Below are 19,051 nucleotides of genomic sequence, written 5' to 3'. Positions count from 1 at the left end.
AGATCACGCCGGCACGGCTGCGCCGTCGGAGCGCGGGTCCGATGCACCGAAGAGACGGCCATCCTTGCGGCGAACGATCGCGCCGGCATGACCCATCACATCGGAATAGGCTTCATCGATCACCTCGACGTCATGGCCGGCGCGCTGGAGGGCGATGACGAGGTCGGGATCGAAGCGGTTTTCGAGGCGAAGATTTGTGGCATCCGAACCCCAGGTTCTTCCAAGCAGCCAGCGTGGCGCGTCGATGGCCGCCGCGAGGTCCATGCCGAAACGCGCATAGCGGGTGAAGACGGCGCCCTGCGTCTGCGGCTGGCCTTCGCCGCCCATGGTGCCATAGCTCATGATGCGGCCGTCGTCGAAGCGCGCCATCGCCGGATTGAGCGTGTGGAAGGGCTTGCGGCCAGGCTCCAGCGGATTGACCGCGCCCGGATCGAGCGAAAAGCTCGAGCCGCGATTCTGCCAGGTGATGCCGGTCTGCGGCAGGACGCAACCCGAGCCGAATTCGAAGAAGATCGACTGGATATAGGAGACGGCGAGGCCGTTCGCGTCGATCGCGCCCAGCCAGACCGTATCGCCCTTGTTGGCTACCTGCGGCCAGGGCAGGGCGCGCTTCATGTCAACAGCCGCTGCCTCGCGTTCCAGCGCGCGCGGGCTGAGATGCACCGAGACGTCGCCGGCAAAGAGCGGGTCGGTCACGGCGCGGTCGCGGATCATGAAGGCGCGCTTCGTCGCCTCGACGAGGCCGTGCACATGGTCGAACGTTTCGCCGCGCTTGACCCCGAGCCGCTCGAATATGCCGAGAATGATCAGCGAAGCGAGGCCTTGCGTCGGCGGCGGGGCGTTGTAGACGGTCGCATCGCCAAGGCGGACCGAGAGCGGCGAGCGGAAGCGCGCTTCGTGGCGGGCAAGATCATCCCGCGTCACCGGCGCGCCGATGCGCTCGAGATCATCGGCGATGACCTGTGCGACGTCGCCTCGGTAGAAATCGGGAAAGCCGGCATGGGCGAGTTGGTCGAGCGTCTCGGCTAGTCGCGGCTGGCAGATTGTATCGCCGAGATCCGGTGCCTCACCGTTCTTGAGGAATACGTCCGAGAAGCCGGGGGCGGCGGCGAGTGCGTCCCGATGGACCTTGGTGAGATGCGCCTGCGACCGTGTCACCGCGATGCCGTTCTTGGCCCTCGCGATGGCATCGGCCAGCAGCGTGCGGCGGTCGATTGCGCCGCCGAAGCTTTGCGAGAGCTGGAAGGCGAGATCCCAGCCCGAGACGGCACCAGCAACCGTCACGGCGGCGTCGGGGCCGCGCACGGGAATGCGCTCGTGACCCTTGTCGTGATAGGCGCGGATGGTTGCCTTCGCGCCCGCTCCGCCACAGGCCTCGATATAGCGCGGTTCCTTGCCCGGCTCGCGGATCAGCCAGAAGCCGTCGCCCCCGATTGCATTCATATGCGGATAGACGACTGCGATGGTGGCCGCAGTGGCGATCATCGCCTCGATGGCATTGCCGCCGGCCCGCAGGATCTCGGCGCCGGCCTCCGCGGCCGCCCTGTGTGGCGCCACCACCATGCCCTTTTCGCCGACGACCGTTTCGCTCATGCCGCTCTCCCGTTTCCGTGTCCTCGTGCTTAAGCGAAAGCGGGTCCGCTCAAAAGGCCGAATCAGCACGCTGCATGTCGATCGGGCAGGCACCGCCCAACAAAGCGGCGGGCATGAAATCCGTGTGTTCCGGCGGGAAATGCGACGGTTTCGTGTCACGCGCGGGGCGATTTTCCGGATTTGGGCGGTGCCGGCGCCGCCTTCCGCAATTTTCTGGCCGCGAGACCAAAAACCGCTTGAATGCGACGGTCGATCATCATACGTACGCCTTGCCCAATTATCGCACGTGCCTGTGGTTGCGTGCCGACCGGTGGGGCTCCGGACAAGAGGCCGGGGCGACGCCCATGTGGATCCCGAAAGGGCCACGAAGGAGTCCAGGAGTGATCCTGGAAAGGTCGGCAGCCGGAAAGCGAACCGGTGAACTCCGTCTCCGCGGAGGACGCGACTTGAAGCAACGACGTAGCGGGCTTTTTTGGTCTCTACCGGCTCTCCATCGGCCGTGGTCACTGAAGAGGCACTACATCCTTGCCGGGCGTGCGGATCGGGTCTTCCCGTTCCAAGCGACGGCGGCGCTCACGAAACTCGAGAGAGTTCCAGCCGCGACCGCCACCCGCGAAATCTGCCGGCTTAGCCGGCAAAACGGCGCTCTGTCAACGTTCCCACCGCGTCCATAGCGGTTGGCGCGAAGGCTCTGCTCCGCTTCGCCGTTTCGCAACGCTTAGTGGGCCTTCGCTCGGCCCTTGGGATCATGTCCATGACCGCTCGCATCATCGACTTCCTCAACACCCGACGTCCCGATGGCCCCTGCCTCGTGGTCGATCTCGATGTCGTGCGGGAAAATTTCCTGGCCTTCGCGCATGCGCTGCCTGACACCCGCATCTTCTATGCGGTGAAGGCAAACCCGGCGCCGGAAGTGCTGCGTCTGCTCGCCTCGCTCGGCTCGTGCTTCGATTGCGCCTCTGTGGCTGAAATCGACATGGCGCTGGCCGCCGGCGCGACGCCCGACCGCATCTCCTATGGCAACACGATCAAGAAGGAGCGCGACATCGCCGCCGCCTTCTCGCGCGGCATTGCCCTCTATTCGGTCGATTGCGAAGCCGAGGTCGAGAAGGTCGCGCGCGCCGCTCCCGGCATGCGCGTGTTCTGCCGCATCCTCTGCGATGGCGCCGGCGCCGAATGGCCGCTGTCGCGCAAGTTCGGCTGCGAGCCCGAAATGGCTGTCGGCGTGCTCGAGCATGCCCAGCGCCTCGGTCTCGTCGCCTATGGCATCTCTTTCCATGTCGGCTCGCAGCAGGGCAACACGGAAGCCTGGGACGGCGCGCTCGCATCGGCTGCCGGCATCTTCGAGACGCTCGCCGAGCGTGGCATCCAGCTGTCGATGGTCAATCTCGGCGGTGGTTTCCCGACCCGCTACCTCAAGGAAGTTCCCGGCGTCGAGAGCTATGGCTCGTCGATCGACCAGGCGCTGAAGCGGCATTTCGGCAACCGCATTCCGGAGACGATCATCGAGCCGGGCCGCGGCATGGTCGGCAATGCCGGCATCATCAAGTCCGAGGTCGTGCTTATCTCCAAGAAGAGCGACCGCGAGGATGATCCGCGCTGGGTCTATCTCGACATCGGCAAGTTCGGCGGCCTCGCCGAGACGATGGACGAATCGATCCGCTACCCGATCCGCACGACGCATGACGGCGATACCGTCGCGCCCTGCATCCTCGCTGGCCCGACCTGCGATTCGGCCGACGTGCTCTACGAGAAGACCCCGTACAACCTGCCCGTTACGCTTTCGATCGGCGACGAGGTCCTGATCGAGGGTACGGGCGCCTATACGACGACCTATTCGGCCGTCGCCTTCAACGGCTTTGAGCCGCTTGCCTCCTACGTGATCTGAAGGCATCGCATCATGATCGTGATTGGCGCAGAGGCGCCGGCGGAAGCCGGCGCCCGTGAACTCCTGCTCGACCGCGCGATGGGTCCGGACCGCTTCCTGAAGAGCTCCGAACGCCTGCGCGAAGGCCGTCTTCCGGCTGCCGGCCTCGCTCTCACTGCGCGCGATGGCGATGCGCTGGTCGGCACGGTGCGGCTGTGGAACGTTGCGGCCGGCGGCCGCGACGCGCTGCTGCTTGGCCCCCTCGCCGTGGCGCCGGAGCGCCAGAGCGAAGGCCTCGGCTCCAAGCTGATGCGCGCAGCGCTGAACCGCGCGGCGATGCTCGGCCACAAGGCCGTGATCCTCGTCGGCGACGCGGACTATTACAGCCGCTTCGGCTTTTCGGTCGCGCTCACGACGCGGCTGCTGATGCCTGGGCCCGTCGACCGTCGTCGCTTCATGGCGCTCGAATTCGCGGAAGGCGCTCTGTCGGGTGCCGCCGGCATGCTGCTCCCAACGGGCGATTTCGCGACGCCGTCGCTGGTCGGACCGGATTTCGAGGTGCTGGAGCCGCTGCGCCTCGCAGCTTGACCTTCGCCGAAACGACAGAGCCCGGCCGTTCCCGCGAGGGAGCGGCCGGGCTTTTTTCATGAAGGTTCAGTTCGTCACAGAAGGACTGTAGGTTAGCCGCGTTCTGTTGGGTTGAATGAAGGAGAATGAGCAAATGGCAAGTTGGCCGGTCTATGGTCGTATCGATGGCCCCGTGGTCATTATCGGCTTCGGTTCGATCGGACGCGGCATCCTGCCTTTGCTTCGGCGTCATTTCGCGCTTGATCGCGCGCAGATCGTCGTTGTCGAGCCTGGCGACGAGAACGCCGGACTGCTCGCCACCTTCGGCGCGCGCCATGTTCGCGTCGCGCTGACGCGTGAAAACTATCGCGAGGTGCTGACGCCGCTTTTGACGGGCGGGGAGGGACAGGCGTTCTGCGTCAATCTCTCGGTCGACACGTCCTCGCTCGACATCATGAAGCTGACGCGCGAGCTCGGCAGCCTCTATATCGACACCGTGATCGAGCCTTGGCCGGGCTTCTATTACGACCACAAGGCCGATCCGGCCTCGCGCTCCAACTATGCGCTGCGCGAGGAACTCCTGGCCGAAAAGCGCGCCCATCCGGGCGGGCCGACCGCGGTTTCGTGCTGCGGCGCCAATCCGGGCATGGTTTCGTGGTTCGTCAAGCATGCGCTGGTCGATGTCGCGCGCGATCTCGGCATCGATTTCGAGGAGCCGAAGAGCCGCCGCGAATGGGCCGCGCTGATGCGCGCCACCGGCGTCAAGGGCATCCACATCGCCGAGCGCGACACGCAGCGTTCGCGCAATCCGAAGCCGCTCGACACCTTCGTTAACACCTGGTCGGTGGACGGCTTCGTGTCGGAGGGCCTGCAGCCGGCGGAACTCGGCTGGGGCACGCATGAGAAATGGGTCCCCGATCATGCCCGCGCGCATGACACCGGTTCGGGCGCTGCGATCTTTCTGCTTGGGCCAGGCGCTGATACGCGCGTGCGCTCCTGGTGCCCGACGCCGGGACCGCAGCTCGGCTTCCTGGTGACGCATAACGAGGCCATCTCGATCGCCGATCATTTCACGGTGCGCGAGGAAGGCGAGGTGGTCTACCGGCCGACCTGCCATTATGCCTATCACCCTTCCAACGATGCGGTGCTGTCGCTGCATGAATTGTTCGGCCGGTCAGGCCAACGCCAGGCCAAGCAGCACATCCTCTCGGAAGAGGAGATCATCGCCGGCCGCGACGAGCTCGGCGTGCTGCTCTACGGCCATGCCAAGAATGCCTATTGGTATGGCTCGCGCCTGACGATCGACGAAGCAAGGCAGAACGCGCCCTATCAAAACGCCACCGGCATGCAGGTGACCTCAGCCGTCGTCGCGGGCATGGTGTGGGCACTTGAGCATCCGGCCGCCGGCATCGTCGAGGCGGACGAGATGGACTATCACTTCTGCCTGCGCATCCAGCGGCCGTATCTCGGCACGGTCGAGGGCGTCTACACCGACTGGACGCCGCTCACCGATCGTCCTGGCTTCTTCCCTGAGGACATCGATACCAGCGACCCCTGGCAGTTCCGCAACGTGCTGGTGCACGGCCTCGGCTGATCGAGGTTACACCATCTCGCGACGCTCCCGCATCCGCCGCCGGCGCCTGAATGGCACGGCGGCGAGACGGCAGCAGGCTGCGAGAATGTAGACGGCCACGAAGCCTATGGCCGCGGTGACCGCGCCGGCCGTCGTCGTCGGAACGGCTGGCTCATAGGTCTGCCATGTCGCGTCGACCAGTTCGCGATCCGGCGCCCGTACCACCGCCTCGACACGGCCGAGCGGGCCGCTCGCCTCGAACGCTGCCTGCTGGGCACTGAGGCGTTCATAGCGCTCGACGGACGCCTCGGTGCTGGCGCCGCGCAGTTGCACCAGCTTCGTGTCGTCGCTGAGAAGACTGGCGATCGCCCGCTCGCGATCCATGCCAGCCGTTGCGGCGTCGCGGTCGAAATCGGCCACGACGCGGCGCAGCTCGTCGACAGCGCCGCCGAGACGCTGTCGATATTGCTGGGCGAACTCCGGCGCCTGCGAGGCAACGACGCCGCCGAAGACTGCGGCGGCGAGCAGTGCGGTCCGTCCGATCATTGAGGGCTCCCTGATGGAGGTTCAATGATCGCCGGCGTCATTGGCTCCTTCACGCGCTGCCATGCACAATCTTGCCGTTCATCAGCGTCAGATCAATCCGCGTGCTGGCGATGTCATGCACGTCGCCCTCGAAGATGTTCCGTTCGAGCACGAGGAGGTCGGCCATCTTGCCGGCCTCGATCGATCCGATCTTGTCGTCGAGGCGGATCTGCCGGGCCGCGCCCATCGTATTGGCGTGAACGGCCTCGGCGAGCGACAGCCGCTCGTCGAGCGGCACCAGGATCGGATTGTCCTTGTTGCCGATCAGCTGCCGCGTCACCGCGATCTGGATCGAGTCGAGTGGCTTGTACGTGGAGAAATAACCCGCCGCCGGCCAGTCGGTGCCAAAGGAGATGGTGCCGCCGGCCTCAAGCGCCGACTTCGCCCGGTACATGAGATCCGCCCGTGCGCCATAGCGCTGCTTCATGTTGATGAGCGTGTCCGGATCGGCGGAGAACCAGTTGGCCGAGAACTGCGAGTTGACGCCGAGCTTGCCGAAGCGCGGCATGTCCTCGTCGGTCACATAGACGAGATGGGCGATGGTGTGGCGCCGCTCGCGCGGGGGGTTGGTGGCGATCGCCTTCTCGATCGCATCCAGCCCCATCCGTGCCGTACCCTCGCCGCAGGCATGGATATGCACGTCATAGCCGGCGGCGTCGGTGGCCCCGACCAGCGAATGCCACTCCTCCAGCGAAAAGGGCGAGCCGCCGCGGTAATCAGGCCTGTCGGCATAGGGCTCGACCAGCCATGCGGTATAGCCGCCTTGCACGCCGTCTCCGACAATCTTCATGACGGAGATTTCGACGAGCTCGGACTTGATGGTCTTCTGCAGCGCCTCCAGTTCCTTGACGGCAGTGTCGACCGGCGGCGACTTGACGATATAGGAGCCGACGACCCGGAACGGCAGGCGGCCCTGCTTGTCGAGATTGGTGTACATCGACAGCACCGCGGCCTGGTCCGAGCCGATCGGCGGCACGCCGGCGTCGAAGATGGCTGTGATGCCGGCGGCGGAGGCCTTGGGCAGCCACTCCTCCATCAACTGGCCCATGGCGGCCGGCGCGATCGGCTGCACCGCATTGACCAGTTGCAGCACGGCGTTCACTTCGAGCGCATATCCGGTCGGATAGCCGTCGCTGTCGCGTGCATAGAAGCTGAAGCGCGGGATCGGGTCGGGCGTGTCCTTGTTGATGCCTGCGATCTCCAGCGCCTTGGTGTTCGCCCAGAGGCTGTGACCGTCGATAGCGAAGAAGAAGGCAGGGCGATCCGAGATGATCTTGTCGAGGATCTGCCGGGTCGGCCCCTCAGGCGGGAACATGTCGACGCGCCAGCCGAAGCCGCGGATCGGCCCCTTCGGGTGGGCCTTGGCATAGCTGTCGATGGCGGCGATCACGGCATCGAGATCCGGCAACTGCAGATCGACGCCCGACGTCAGAAATGAGCCGAGGAAGGGGTGGATGTGACCCTCGACAAATCCTGGCAACACGAGGCGCCCGTCCAGTTCGACGACCTTGGTCGATGGCCCCTTCAGCTTGTCGATTTCATCATTGGTGCCGACCGCCATGATCGTCTTGCCATCCACCGCGACGGCCTCCGCCCAGGGCAGGGCGTCGTTCTGCGTATAGACCTTGCCGCCGCGGAAAATGAAGGTCGGCTTGCCGTCGGTCGCGGCGAATGCAGGAATGCTGCTGGCACCAAGCGCGGCCGTGCAGGCCAGCGCGCCGCGGACGAAACCACGCCGGCTGACGGCAAAGCGCGATGCCAGCGGGCCCGGATTGGCCGCCACGAACGCGCCGAGCACCTCATTCAGTCCGCAGTTGATGCACATGGTCTTTCCCCTCAGAGGCACTAAGCTTGAGCGCTGCTTTCCGCATCGCGCGATTCACTTTGAATGGCCATCTCATTTTGCCAATGGTGAGATGACGATGTGTAAACACGCAGATGAAATTTGATCGAATTTAATGGGCGGCCTGTCGATCAGGCGGCGCAATCAGTTGCGGAGGACGACGCAGGCGCCACCGGCCCTGCGCAGGCTCGCGCAGATTCCGGCGGCCTCTCTCATCGTAGGCGCAGGCAGTCGCACGCGATAAAAGGCCCGCCGGCCGCGACCGGCGAGACGCGATCCGAGGATCAGCGTCGGCCGGCCTTCGAGGACTGCAGGAAAGCGGCCGACCATGCGCTGATAGGAGGCGATGGCGCGCGCCTTGGAGAAATTGCCGGACAGCTGCACGCCATAGGGCGCATAAGCGCCTTCGATCAGCCGCGGCGCATAAGTGCGGATCGAAGCGACGATCCGTCCGCAGTCGTCCTTGCCCCGTTCCTTGTCGTCGTCTGGCGGACGGATGCCATTGTCGCGCCAGTCGGCAGCGCTGCGGCCGGTGACGAAGAGCACGTAGTCTTCGGTCTCGGCCGGCAGCCAGCCGCCATTTCTAAGCCAGCCGGAAAGGCGCGTCGGGCCGGCATTGTAGGCAGCTGCCGCAAGGCCGAGATTGCCGAAGCGCAGGCGCAGTTCCGAAAGATAGCCGGCCGAGGCGGGAATGGCCTGTTCGGGATCAAACGGATCGTCGAGGCCGCGCTCGGTTGCGGTGCCGGGCATGAATTGCGCGATGCCCTGCGCGCCCGCGCCGCTTGTGACGCCGGGGCGGAAGCTGCTTTCGCGCCAGATCAGCCGGGTAAAGAAATCGACCGGCAGCGCCTTTTGCCCGGCCGCCTGCTCGATCAGCCGGCAGATTGTTTCCTCGGTCGTTTCCTCAGCCGCTGCCACCGCGAGGCCCGGAAGAGCCATCGCGCATAGGACCGCCGCGGCCAGCCAAAGGCAGGACCGTCGCATGATCGGAAGCATGGCTCGCAGCATGGATGGCCGGTCCTGAAGGTCGGGCCATGCTGCCGCCTCGCCGCGCGGCGATCAAGCGGGGAGGGTGTCAGCCCGCGAGATCGACGATGCCGGCGGTCCCGTCCTCGGTGCCGAAGGCGAGGCGGATGCCCGCGGCGTCCCAACCGAGCGCGCTGACCGGGCCGCCCTCGGCCTTGCGCAGCCGCGCCTCGTCGCCATCGGCGAAGCGCGCCGCGATGATCGAGCCGTCCTTGTAGCCGATTGCCACGACATCCTCGGTCGGGTGGCAGGCGACCTGCGTCACGACGCTTTGTGCGCTCAACCCGAGCTGCAGCGGCTGCTTGCCCATCGGGCCGTCCTTGAAGTGGAACGGCCAGAGCACGGCCATTTCGGCGCCTGAGGTGGCAAGGAAGCGGCCCTTGGTCGACCAGGACATCGACTTGACCTTGCCGGGATAGCCCGACATCCGCATGTTGCCGCCGCCATCGGCGACGCGCCAGCCATGCAGTGCGTTCTCCTGCATCGCGGTCACGACATGGCGTCCATCCGGCGACCAGGTGACGCCGATATGCGAGCCCTTCCATTCGAACTCGGTCGGCTTCGCGTCCGTGCCGACCCACCACAGCGAGACGCCGTTGTAGCGCGCCACGGCCAGACGAACGCCTTTCGGCGCGAAGGCGAGGCCGGCCACGGTGCGCTCATGCGCGAATTGCTTCTCCTTGCCGTCGGGGAACACGACGACCGCCTCGCGCCCGCCGGCAAAGGCGATGACGCCGCCGGGGCCTGTCGCGACCTGGTCGATCCATTTCTTCGGCCGCGTGGCTATCTCATGGAGGGTGCCGCTCGCATCGATCGACATGACCCGTCCGTCGTCACCGGATGTGATCAGGTGATCGCGGGCTTCAGTGCGCGCGGCGGCGAGCAGGCCGCCGGCGTGAACGCCGAGCGTTTCGGCGGCCGCGCCGTCGATCAGCGCGACCTTGCCATCGCCAAGCGCGACGAGAGGACGATCACCGAGAAAGGTGGCGGCGACGACATAGGCGCCGAGGGGGAAGGACTGGATGCTGGGCATGGTGCCTTTGAAACTAACCGCGATAAGGGCCGCCGGGCGGTCCCCAGTTCCAGCCTGGCATCGGCGCGCCCTCCGGGGGCGGCACGGCGCCGTCGGCCGAGTTGATCACCGCGAGGCGAGTGCCCCATTCGAGATAGCCGACGACCGCTGCGCGGAACTCCGGGTCGGCCGGAAGCCCGGCCTCGTCGAGTGTGTCCAGCATCATGTCGATCCAGCGCCGACGCTGAGTTTCGGTGAGATGTCGCCCCATATGCCGGACGATCATCGCGCGATGCGAACCGCCGCTCGCCGTATAGTCGGGCGGTCCGCCGAGCACCTCGGCGACAAAGGCCGCGACATGCTCGGCGTGATGCGGGTCCATGCCGGCAAAGATCGGCCCCAGGATCGCATCCTTGGGCACCTTCGCGTAGAAAAGCGCGGTCAGCCTGCGAAACGGCTCAACGCCGCCCGCCCAGTCAACCAGCGTCGGTATGGTGTCCGCGCTTTCCATCACTCGCTTGCTCAGGCTGCCTTGAGGCAGGCTTCGAAGCTCTTGCGGATCGCCTCTTCATTCAGCTTGCGGCCGATGAAGACCATGCGGCTCTCGCGCTTCTCGTCGTCGCGCCACGGCCGCTGATGGGTGCCCTCGATGATCATGTGCACGCCCTGGATCACATAGCGATCCGGGTCGCGGTCCATGGCGAGAATGCCCTTCAGACGCAGGATGTTCGGACCCTCGACCTGCGTCACCTCCTGGATCCAGGGGAAGAACTTCTGCGGATCGAGCACGCCGCCGCGCAGCGAGACGCTGAACACCGAATTGTCGTGGCGCGTATGATCGTGGTGATGGTCATGATCATGGCCGTGATGGGCATGGTCGTGATCATGATGGTGGTGGTCGTGGCCGCAATTCTCGTCATGGACGTGATCATGGTCATGATCCTCGCCCTCGAGAAATTCCGGGTCGAGCGTGAGGATGCGGTCGAGGTCGAAGGCGCCGCGGTCGAGCACCTTGTCGAGGTCGATGGCAGAGCGCTCGGTCCGGTGGATCGTGGCGTGCGGATTGATCGCGCGGATGCGGCGCTCGACATTGGCGAGCTCTTCCGGGCTGACGAGATCGATCTTGTTGAGCAGCACGACGTCGGCGAAGGCGATCTGCTCCTCAGCCTCGGGGGCATCGTCGAGCCGCTTCAGGAGGTTGAGCGCGTCGGCAACCGTGATGACGGCGTCGAGCCGCGACTTGGCGCGCACGTCCTCGTCCATGAAGAAGGTCTGCGCAACCGGGGCCGGATTGGCGAGGCCGGTGGTCTCGACCAGGATGCCGTCGAAATTGCCGGGCCGCTTCATCAGCCCTTCGACGACGCGGATCAAGTCTCCGCGCACGGTGCAGCAGATGCAGCCGTTGTTCATCTCGTAGATCTCTTCGTCGCTCTCGACGATGAGGTCGTTGTCGATGCCGATTTCGCCGAACTCGTTGACGACGACGGCGTATTTCTTGCCGTGGTTCTCCGAGAGAATGCGGTTCAGAAGCGTGGTCTTGCCGGCGCCAAGATAGCCGGTGAGCACGGTGACCGGGACCTGAGTGACCGTGGCCTGGGTTTCCGTCATGAGGCAATCTCCGGGGCGGCGCCTGGCGCCGCTTGAAGGATGGGGTCAGAGGCAGGTGATATAGGGGATGTCAGGCCCGATTGCATCAGTCTTCAACCGGAAGAAGCTTCCATCGGTACTGTCCACAGTTTAGAACTCTTCCAGCTTACGGGTGGTGGCGGGTAGGCCGCTATCTCCTGACATTCGGGGAGATTGCCGTGAACGGCCGGACCATCGGTGGATATTCGAGCGTGCAGATTCTGCTGCATTGGGTCATCGCAGCGCTGGTTTTCTTCCAGCTCATTTTCGGCGAAAGCATGTCGACGGCAACCCGCGCCGCGCGGCGCGGTACGGAACTCGATCCGACCGATGCGACGCTTGCCTCGGCGCATTACTGGGTCGGCATCGCGATCCTCGTGCTCGTAGCCTTGCGCCTCGCCGTGCGGCTCGCCGGCGGTGCGCCTGACCCGCAATCCTCAGGAACGCCCGTGCTCGATACGCTGGCGCATGCCGCGCACTGGCTGTTCTATATCCTGCTCGTCGCCATGCCTGTCACCGGCCTGCTCGCGGTCTATGTCTGGCCAGAGGTCGGCGAAATTCATGAGCTCGGCAAGCCGGCCTTCATCGTGCTGATTGCGCTGCATGTGCTCGGCGCGCTCTATCACCAGCTCTGGCTGAAGGACGGCACGCTCCGGCGCATGTTCGTGCCGGCCCGCTAGGCGTCGTCGCGCTCGACGGCCCAGCAGGCGACCTTGGTCTCGCCGTGCCAGGTGAGTTCCGGGCGCTCGACACGGCAGCGGTCGAAAGCGAGCGGGCAGCGCGTGTGGAAGGCACAACCGCGCGGCGGATTGAAAGGCGAGGGCAATTCGCCCTTCAGCGGCACGCGCTCGCGCTCCCGCGCCGGATCGGCGACCGGCGTCGCCGAGAGGAGCGCGCGGCTATAGGGATGAAGCGGGCCGGCGAACAGGACGTCGCGCGGCGCCTGCTCAACGATCCGACCGAGATACATGACGACGATCTCATCGGCCATGTGCCGGACGACCGAGAGGCCGTGGCTGATGAAGAGATAAGCGAGGCCGAGGCTCTCCTGCAGCTTGACCAGCAGATTGAGCACCTGCGCCTGCACGGACACGTCGAGCGCTGACACAGGCTCGTCGAGGACGAGGATATCCGGACGCAGCATCAGCGCCCGGGCAATGGCGATACGCTGGCGCTGGCCGCCCGAGAACATGTGCGGATAGCGATCGGCATGCTCCGGACGCAGGCCGACCAGCCGCAGGATCTCAAGCACGGCGGTGCGCCGGTCGTCCGCGCTCATGTCCTTGCGGTTGATGACGAGCGGCTCGGCCAGCGCCGCGCCGATCTTTTGCCGCGGGTTGAGTGAGCCATAGGGGTTCTGGAATACGATCTGCACGCGTGAGCGCAGGCGGGCGAGCGCCGCGCGGTCGGCGCCGACGATATCGACGCCGGCAATGGTGAGCGAGCCGGCCGTCGGCGGCTCGATCATCGTGACGAGGCGGGCGAGGGTCGACTTGCCGCAGCCGGATTCGCCGACGACGGCCAGCGTTCGCCCGGCCTCCAGCGTGAAGCTCGCATCGGCAAGCGCCTTTATCGTCGCCCCCTTGCGGAAAGCGCCGCCTCCGACTTCGTAATGGCGCGCCAGGTGTTGCGCCGTCAGGACCGTGCGGTCATCGTTCATCACCGTGTTCATGCCGCCACCTCGCGCCCTTCCGGCCGGGGATGGCCGAGCGGCCGGCCGTGGACAAGCGGGTAGTGGCAGAGCGCGAAACCGGCGATGGCGCCCTGGCGCGGCGGCACTTTTTCCCGGCAGCGATCAGTGGCGAAGCGGCAGCGCGGCTCGAACAGGCAGGCCGGCGGCCTGTCGAACTGACCCGGAACGGTGCCAGGAATCGATGGCAGGAAGCGGCCTTTGGCGCGTTCCGGCAGCGCGGCGAGGAGGGCGGCGGTATAAGGATGATGCGGATCGTCGAACAGCGGCCGGACCGGCTGTTCCTCGATCTTCTGTCCGGCATAGTGCACCGATACACGCTCGGCGGTTTCGGCGACGACGCCCATGTCATGGGTGATCAACACAAGGCCGGTACCTGTCTCCCGCTGCAGGGCGATCAGGAGATCGAGGATCTGTGCCTGGATGGTGACGTCGAGCGCCGTCGTCGGCTCGTCGGCGATGATGAGTTTCGGCCGGCAGGCGAGCGCCATGGCGATCATCACGCGCTGGCTGATGCCGCCTGAAAGCTGGTGCGGGAAGGCGGTGAGCCGCCGCTCCGGATCGGGAATGCCGACCGCCGCCAGAAGCTCGATCGTCCGCTGTCGGCGCTGGGCCTTGTCGAGGCCGAGATGCACTTTCAATGCCTCGCCGATCTGGAAGCCGACCGTGAAGCACGGGTTGAGGCTCGACATCGGCTCCTGGAAGATCATCGCCATGTCCTTGCCGACGAGCTTCCGCCGCTCGCGCGACGTCAGCGTCAGCAGATCGCGGCCGTCGAAGGCGAGCCGCTTTGCCGTCACGGTCGCGCTCCAGGGCAGCAGCCCCATGACCGCCAGCATCGCGACCGATTTGCCGGAACCGGATTCGCCGACGATCGCCAGGATCTCGCCGGCATCGACGCTGAGCGAAACGCCGTCGACGGCGCGGAATTGCCCGGAGGCGGTGGCGAAATCGACCGAGAGATCGTTGATTTCCAGAAGCGCCATCAGCTCCTCCGCATCTTCGGGTCGAGGGCGTCGCGAAGACCGTCGCCGACGAGATTGATCGAGAGGACGGTGATGAGGATCGCCAGGCCCGGCTCCGTGACGATCCAGGACGCCGACTGCAGGAACTCGCGCGCCGAGGCGAGCATCGCGCCCCATTCCGGTGAGGGCGGCTGCGCGCCGAGGCCGAGGAAGCCGAGCGCGGCGGCTTCGAGGATGGCGTTGGAAATGGTCAGCGCCGCCTGCACGATGATCGGCGCCATGCAATTGGGCAGCACCGTCAGGAACATGATGCGCAGCGTGCCGGCGCCGGCGACCCGTGCCGCGATCACATAGTCGCGCGATTTCTCGCTGAGCGCCGAGGCGCGCACGAGGCGGACATAATTCGGCAGGTAGACGACGGTGATCGCGACGATGGTGTTGGTGAGACTCGGGCCGATGATCGCGACGATGACGATGGCGAGCAGCAGGCTCGGCACCGACAGGATGACGTCCATCGCCCGCATGATGACGATCGACGGCCAGCCCGGCGCGAACGCCGCCACGAGACCGAGCGCGATGCCGGCGAACATCGAGGCGATGACCACCGCGACGCCGATGAACAGCGACAGCCGGGCGCCGAACATCAGCCGCGAAAGCATGTCGCGGCCGACCTCGTCGGTGCCGAGCGGGAAGGCGGCCGTGCCGCCTTCGACCCACATCGGCGGCACGCGCACGAAGTCGCGGAACTGTTCGCTCGGTCCGTAAGGCGCGAGGAAGTTGGCGAAGACGGCGATGAAGACGAGCAGGCCGAGCAGTATGAAACCGATCAGCGCGGCACGGTTCTCGGAGAAGTCGCGGAAGAAGGGGGCAAAGGCGCCGGGCGGCGGCTTGACCGCGGCGACGGCCGCATCGGCTGCGGGGGATCGATCAGCGGCCATGACGGATCCTCGGGTTCAGCACGCCATAGAGGACGTCGACGAAGATGTTGACCAGGATGACCATGCCCGAGACCAGCAGGATGCCGCCCTGCAGCACCGGGTAGTCACGGCGCTGGATGGATTCGATCAGCCATGTGCCGATGCCGGGCCAGGAGAAGATGTATTCCGTCAGCACGGCACCGGCCATCAGGCTGCCGATTTGCAGGCCGATGACGGTGACGACCGGGATCAGCGCATTGCGCAGCGCATGGATGCCGACGACGCGGAACGGCGAGAGGCCCTTGGCCCGTGCCGTGCGGACATAATCTTCGCCGAGCACTTCCAGCATCGTCGAGCGCGTCATGCGGGCAATGGTGGCGAGCGGAATGGTGCCGAGCACGATGGTCGGCAGGATGAGATGCGAGAGCGCCGAAAGGAACGCGCCGTCCTGGTCGGACAGCAGGCTGTCGATGAGCATGAAGCCGGTGACCGGCTCGAAATAATAGAGCAGGTCGATGCGGCCGGAGACCGGCGTCAGGTCGAGCTGGACCGAGAAGAACAGGATCAGCAGCAAGCCCCACCAGAAGATCGGCATCGAATAGCCGGTGAGCGCGACGCCCATGACGGAATAGTCGATGAAGGTGCCGCGCCGTGTCGCGGCGATGACGCCGGCGGGGATGCCGAGCACGACCGCGAAGATCATCGCGCAGAGGGCGAGTTCAATCGTTGCCGGGAACAGCGTCAGGAATTCCTGGAGCACCGGCGCATGTGTCGAGATCGACGTGCCGAGATCGCCATGGGCGATCTGCCAGAGATAGTCGATGAACTGCTTCCAGACCGGCTGGTCGAGGCCGAGCTGATGACGAAACTCCGCCAGGCGCTCGGGCGAGATGCCACGCTCGCCGGTGCGCACCTCGATGGGATCGCCCGGAACGAGGCGGATCGCGACGAAGGTCAGGAAGGCGATCGCAAGGAAGGTCGGGATGACCAGAAGCGTTCGCCGGACGATGAATCCGAACATGGGCGTGACCGGCGGCGGCGGCGGGGCAGTCGTCTCCCCGCCGTCGCGCGCGTGCCTATTTCAGGTCGACCGCGGCGAATTCGTGCCGGCCGAGCGGGCTGACCTTGTAGCCGACGACTTCCTTGCGGACCGGTTCGAACACGACCGAATGGGCGATGTTGAACACCGGCACCTCGTCATGGGCGATGACCTGCATCTCCTCATAGAGCTTGGTGCGCTCGGCCTTGTCGGTGATGCTCTTGGCCTTCTTCAGCTTGTCGTCGAAGTCCTTGTTGCACCACTTCGAGATATTCTGGCCGCCGTCGCGGGCCGCGTCGCAGCCGAGCAGGAAGAAGAAGTTGTCGGGATCGCCATTGTCGCCCGTCCAGCCGAGCTGGCCCATCTGGTGCTCGCCCGCCTGCATGCGCTTGCGATATTCGCCCCATTCATAGGAAACGAGATTGGCCTTGATGCCGACCTTTTCGAGATCGGACTGGATGATCTCGGCGACGCGCTTGGCGTTCGGGTTGTAGGGGCGCTGCACCGGCATCCACCAGATGTCGGTTTCGAAACCCTTCTCCAGCCCGGCCTCCTTCAGGAGTTCCTTGGCCTTGTCGACGTCATGCGGATAATCGACGATCGCGTCGTTGTAGCTCCAGATCGTCGGCGGGATGAAGTTCTTGGCCGGCTGGCCGGCGCCGAGATAGACGTCCTTGAGGATCGCGTCCTTGTCGATCGCATAGGTGATGGCGAGGCGGACGCGCTTGTCGTCAAACGGCTTCTTGGTGACGTTGAAGGCCATGTAGCCGATATTGAGGCCGGCCTGCTGCATCAGGTTGACGTTCGGATCCTTGCCGATCGCTTCGAGGTCGGCCGGGTTCGGATAGGGCATGACCTGGCACTCGCCCTTCTGAACCTTCGACCAGCGCTGTGTCGCGTCCTTGGTGATCGCGAAGACGAGGTCGATCTTCGGCGCGCCGCCCCAATATTCGGGGAACGCCTTGTAGCGGATGACCGCGTCCTTCTGGTAGGCGACGAATTCGAACGGCCCGGTGCCGACCGGCACCTGGTCGACCTGCTCGGGCGTGCCGGCCTTCAGCATCGCATCGGCATATTCGCCCGAGAGGATCGTGGCGAAGTCCATAGCGAGATTGGCCAGGAACGGCGCCTCGGGACGGGTCAGCGTGAACTTGACGGTGTAGTCGTCGACCTTGTCGATCGACTTCAGCAAATCCGGCATGCCCATGTCGTTGAAGTAGTCATAAGCGCCGCCGGAAACCTTGTGATAGGGACTGTCTTCCTTCCACATGCGGTTGAACGAGAACAGCACGTCGTCGGCGTTGAAGTCGCGCGTCGGCGTGAAGCCTTTCACCGAATGGAACTTGACGCCCTTGCGCAGATGGAAGGTCACCTCAAGCCCGTCTGGCGAGACGTCCCAGGATTCGGCGAGGCCCGGAATGACATTGGTGGTGCCCGGTTCGAACTCGACCAACTGGTTGAAGGCCGGCCGCGCGGCGTCGAACGAGGTTCCGGTGGTGTTGATCTGCGGATTGAAATTCTCGGGGCTGCCCTCGGCGCAGTAGACCAGAGTTTTCGCTTCTGCCCCTGCGGCGAGGCCGCCAACCAGCATGGTCGCAGCCAGAAGGCCCATCAGTCTTTTCATCGCAAAAGTCCCCTCACGCGGGCGCCGACACGGCGCGATCCGGTCTCGCCCCTGCATCGGATCCATCTGTCGTGGATCTCGAACGGGCGATCACCTTCAAATCGAGCCGAGGCGGCGACCGAAAGCAAGTTAAAACTTGCCGCGCGCCCGGTTCATCCAAAGCGCTTCGAGTGGAGGGGTCTGCTGAACGGTATCAGATCACGGCATGCCAGAGGCGTGAGCGGTCGAAGCGCGCCAGTTCTTCCAGCAGTTCGATGAACGCTCTGGCCTGATGATCGACGATCAGGCGGCCGCGCTCTGCCGTGGCGCGAGCCGCGTTGCCGACGGCTCCGGCGGGGTTCAAATCCTGCGCCTGCCAGCCGATGCGCGCGGGCGCCATGTGGAAGCGCAGCCGCTTGAACTCCTTGAGGAGATCGAGCTGCTGCGAGCGGAAGTCCTCGGCCTTGTCCATCTTTACGAGGTCGGGCCTGAAATGCAGCATGATCGAGGTTTCGACATCGCCGCCATGGATGCCGTAGAGGTCTTCCTCGGGCGGCACGAGGCCGGCCGGCTCACCCGCACCGGCCCAGCCGGTCGAGACCGCGACCATGCTATGCTTGATGCGCAGTTCGCGGGCCAGGATATCGGCGACGGGAACATTGCCGCCATGCGAGGTGACGATGACGAGCTTGCGGACACCGGCGCGGGCGATCGAATCGCCGATTTCCATCCAGATGCGAAGCGCCGTTTCCCAGGAGAAGGTGATGGTTCCGGGCGACGCGATGTGCTCGTTCGACTTGCCGATCGGCTGGATCGGCAGGAACGTCACCGGCAGCCCTTCTGGCAGCAGCTCGACCGTGCGCTTCACCATGCCTTCGCCGATGCAATGATCGGTATAGACGGGGAGATGCGGTCCATGCTGCTCGATGGCGCAGACGGGAAGGACGGCGATCCAGTTCTTCTCGCCACCAAGAAAGTCCGGGGCCTGCATTTCGTGCCAATAGGGGCGGGGGAGGGTCATGTCGCGCTGCTCACTCTTCTGCTCGGATGGTCTTTGGCCGACGCCAATAGTCTTTCGCCGGCTTGAATTATCTCTCGCCTGTCATTGCCGGGCTTGACCCGGCAATCCAGACTTTCTTTCGTCG

17 protein-coding genes are annotated in these 19,051 nt (G+C 65.3%); 4 read left to right on the top strand and 13 right to left on the bottom strand.

What is annotated here, in order from left to right; all coding sequences use genetic code 11:
• Positions 1–3: 3 nt before the first annotated feature.
• The gene (locus tag LB518_RS22385; RefSeq protein WP_224580051.1) at positions 4–1,593 is read right to left on the bottom strand and encodes a gamma-glutamyltransferase family protein; all 1,590 of its coding nucleotides are present in this window, start codon (positions 1,591–1,593) and stop codon (positions 4–6) included.
• A gap of 754 nt (positions 1,594–2,347) precedes the next feature.
• Here LB518_RS22385 and LB518_RS22380 point away from each other — a divergent pair.
• The 3 genes from LB518_RS22380 (at position 2,348) to LB518_RS22370 (ending at position 5,621) form a co-directional block, all read left to right on the top strand.
• Positions 2,348–3,481: a type III PLP-dependent enzyme gene (locus tag LB518_RS22380; protein WP_502845872.1), complete on the top strand. Its 1,134-nt coding sequence runs from the start codon at positions 2,348–2,350 to the stop codon at positions 3,479–3,481.
• 12 nt (positions 3,482–3,493) lie between these two features.
• The gene (locus LB518_RS22375) at positions 3,494–4,048 is read left to right on the top strand and encodes a GNAT family N-acetyltransferase (protein WP_224580049.1); all 555 of its coding nucleotides are present in this window, start codon (positions 3,494–3,496) and stop codon (positions 4,046–4,048) included.
• 133 nt (positions 4,049–4,181) lie between these two features.
• On the top strand, positions 4,182–5,621 hold the full coding sequence (locus LB518_RS22370; RefSeq protein ID WP_224580048.1) for a homospermidine synthase: 1,440 nt from the start codon (positions 4,182–4,184) through the stop codon (positions 5,619–5,621).
• 6 nt (positions 5,622–5,627) lie between these two features.
• On the opposite strand, the gene LB518_RS22365 is transcribed toward LB518_RS22370, so the two are convergent.
• The 6 genes from LB518_RS22365 to LB518_RS22340 form a co-directional block, all read right to left on the bottom strand.
• Positions 5,628–6,146: a DUF2937 family protein gene (locus LB518_RS22365; RefSeq protein WP_224580047.1), complete on the bottom strand. Its 519-nt coding sequence runs from the start codon at positions 6,144–6,146 to the stop codon at positions 5,628–5,630.
• A 49-nt stretch (positions 6,147–6,195) separates the two neighbouring features.
• Positions 6,196–8,010 carry an amidohydrolase gene (locus LB518_RS22360; protein WP_224580046.1) on the bottom strand — a complete coding sequence of 605 codons (1,815 nt, stop codon included), beginning with the start codon at positions 8,008–8,010 and terminating at the stop codon, positions 6,196–6,198.
• A gap of 162 nt (positions 8,011–8,172) precedes the next feature.
• Positions 8,173–9,036 (bottom strand): lytic transglycosylase domain-containing protein, encoded by an 864-nt coding sequence (locus LB518_RS22355; protein WP_502845871.1) that lies wholly within the window; start codon positions 9,034–9,036, stop codon positions 8,173–8,175.
• A 67-nt stretch (positions 9,037–9,103) separates the two neighbouring features.
• A complete protein-coding gene (locus tag LB518_RS22350; protein WP_224580044.1) occupies positions 9,104–10,087 on the bottom strand; it encodes a WD40 repeat domain-containing protein in 984 nt (327 codons plus the stop codon).
• A gap of 13 nt (positions 10,088–10,100) precedes the next feature.
• Positions 10,101–10,577 carry a group II truncated hemoglobin gene (locus LB518_RS22345; RefSeq protein ID WP_224580043.1) on the bottom strand — a complete coding sequence of 159 codons (477 nt, stop codon included), beginning with the start codon at positions 10,575–10,577 and terminating at the stop codon, positions 10,101–10,103.
• A gap of 11 nt (positions 10,578–10,588) precedes the next feature.
• The gene (locus LB518_RS22340; protein WP_224580042.1) at positions 10,589–11,674 is read right to left on the bottom strand and encodes a CobW family GTP-binding protein; all 1,086 of its coding nucleotides are present in this window, start codon (positions 11,672–11,674) and stop codon (positions 10,589–10,591) included.
• A 197-nt stretch (positions 11,675–11,871) separates the two neighbouring features.
• On the opposite strand from LB518_RS22340, the gene LB518_RS22335 reads away from it, so the two are divergent.
• Positions 11,872–12,372 carry a cytochrome b gene (locus LB518_RS22335; protein ID WP_224580041.1) on the top strand — a complete coding sequence of 167 codons (501 nt, stop codon included), beginning with the start codon at positions 11,872–11,874 and terminating at the stop codon, positions 12,370–12,372.
• On the opposite strand, the gene LB518_RS22330 is transcribed toward LB518_RS22335, so the two are convergent.
• The 6 genes from LB518_RS22330 to LB518_RS22305 form a co-directional block, all read right to left on the bottom strand.
• Positions 12,369–13,364, bottom strand: coding sequence for a dipeptide ABC transporter ATP-binding protein (locus LB518_RS22330; RefSeq protein ID WP_502845870.1), 996 nt, complete (start codon positions 13,362–13,364; stop codon positions 12,369–12,371). The two genes, LB518_RS22335 and LB518_RS22330, sit on opposite strands and share 4 nt — an antisense overlap.
• Positions 13,361–14,368: an ABC transporter ATP-binding protein gene (locus tag LB518_RS22325; protein WP_224580040.1), complete on the bottom strand. Its 1,008-nt coding sequence runs from the start codon at positions 14,366–14,368 to the stop codon at positions 13,361–13,363. Before LB518_RS22325 ends, LB518_RS22330 begins: the two co-directional genes overlap by 4 nt.
• Positions 14,368–15,285 carry an ABC transporter permease subunit gene (locus tag LB518_RS22320; RefSeq protein ID WP_224580039.1) on the bottom strand — a complete coding sequence of 306 codons (918 nt, stop codon included), beginning with the start codon at positions 15,283–15,285 and terminating at the stop codon, positions 14,368–14,370. The genes LB518_RS22325 and LB518_RS22320 overlap by 1 nt, the downstream gene beginning before the upstream one ends.
• Entirely contained in the window at positions 15,275–16,285 is a 1,011-nt protein-coding gene (locus LB518_RS22315) for an ABC transporter permease subunit (RefSeq protein WP_224580038.1), read from the bottom strand. The genes LB518_RS22320 and LB518_RS22315 overlap by 11 nt, the downstream gene beginning before the upstream one ends.
• A 55-nt stretch (positions 16,286–16,340) precedes the next feature.
• Positions 16,341–17,927, bottom strand: coding sequence for an ABC transporter substrate-binding protein (locus LB518_RS22310; RefSeq protein WP_224580037.1), 1,587 nt, complete (start codon positions 17,925–17,927; stop codon positions 16,341–16,343).
• A 193-nt stretch (positions 17,928–18,120) separates the two neighbouring features.
• Positions 18,121–18,927, bottom strand: coding sequence for a creatininase family protein (locus LB518_RS22305; RefSeq protein WP_224580036.1), 807 nt, complete (start codon positions 18,925–18,927; stop codon positions 18,121–18,123).
• Positions 18,928–19,051: the final 124 nt, after the last annotated feature.

The sequence above is a fragment of the Mesorhizobium sp. BR1-1-16 genome, from assembly GCF_020165495.1.
Classification (GTDB): Bacteria; Pseudomonadota; Alphaproteobacteria; order Rhizobiales; family Kaistiaceae; genus Kaistia.
This window is presented reverse-complemented; position numbering and strand designations above follow the sequence as displayed.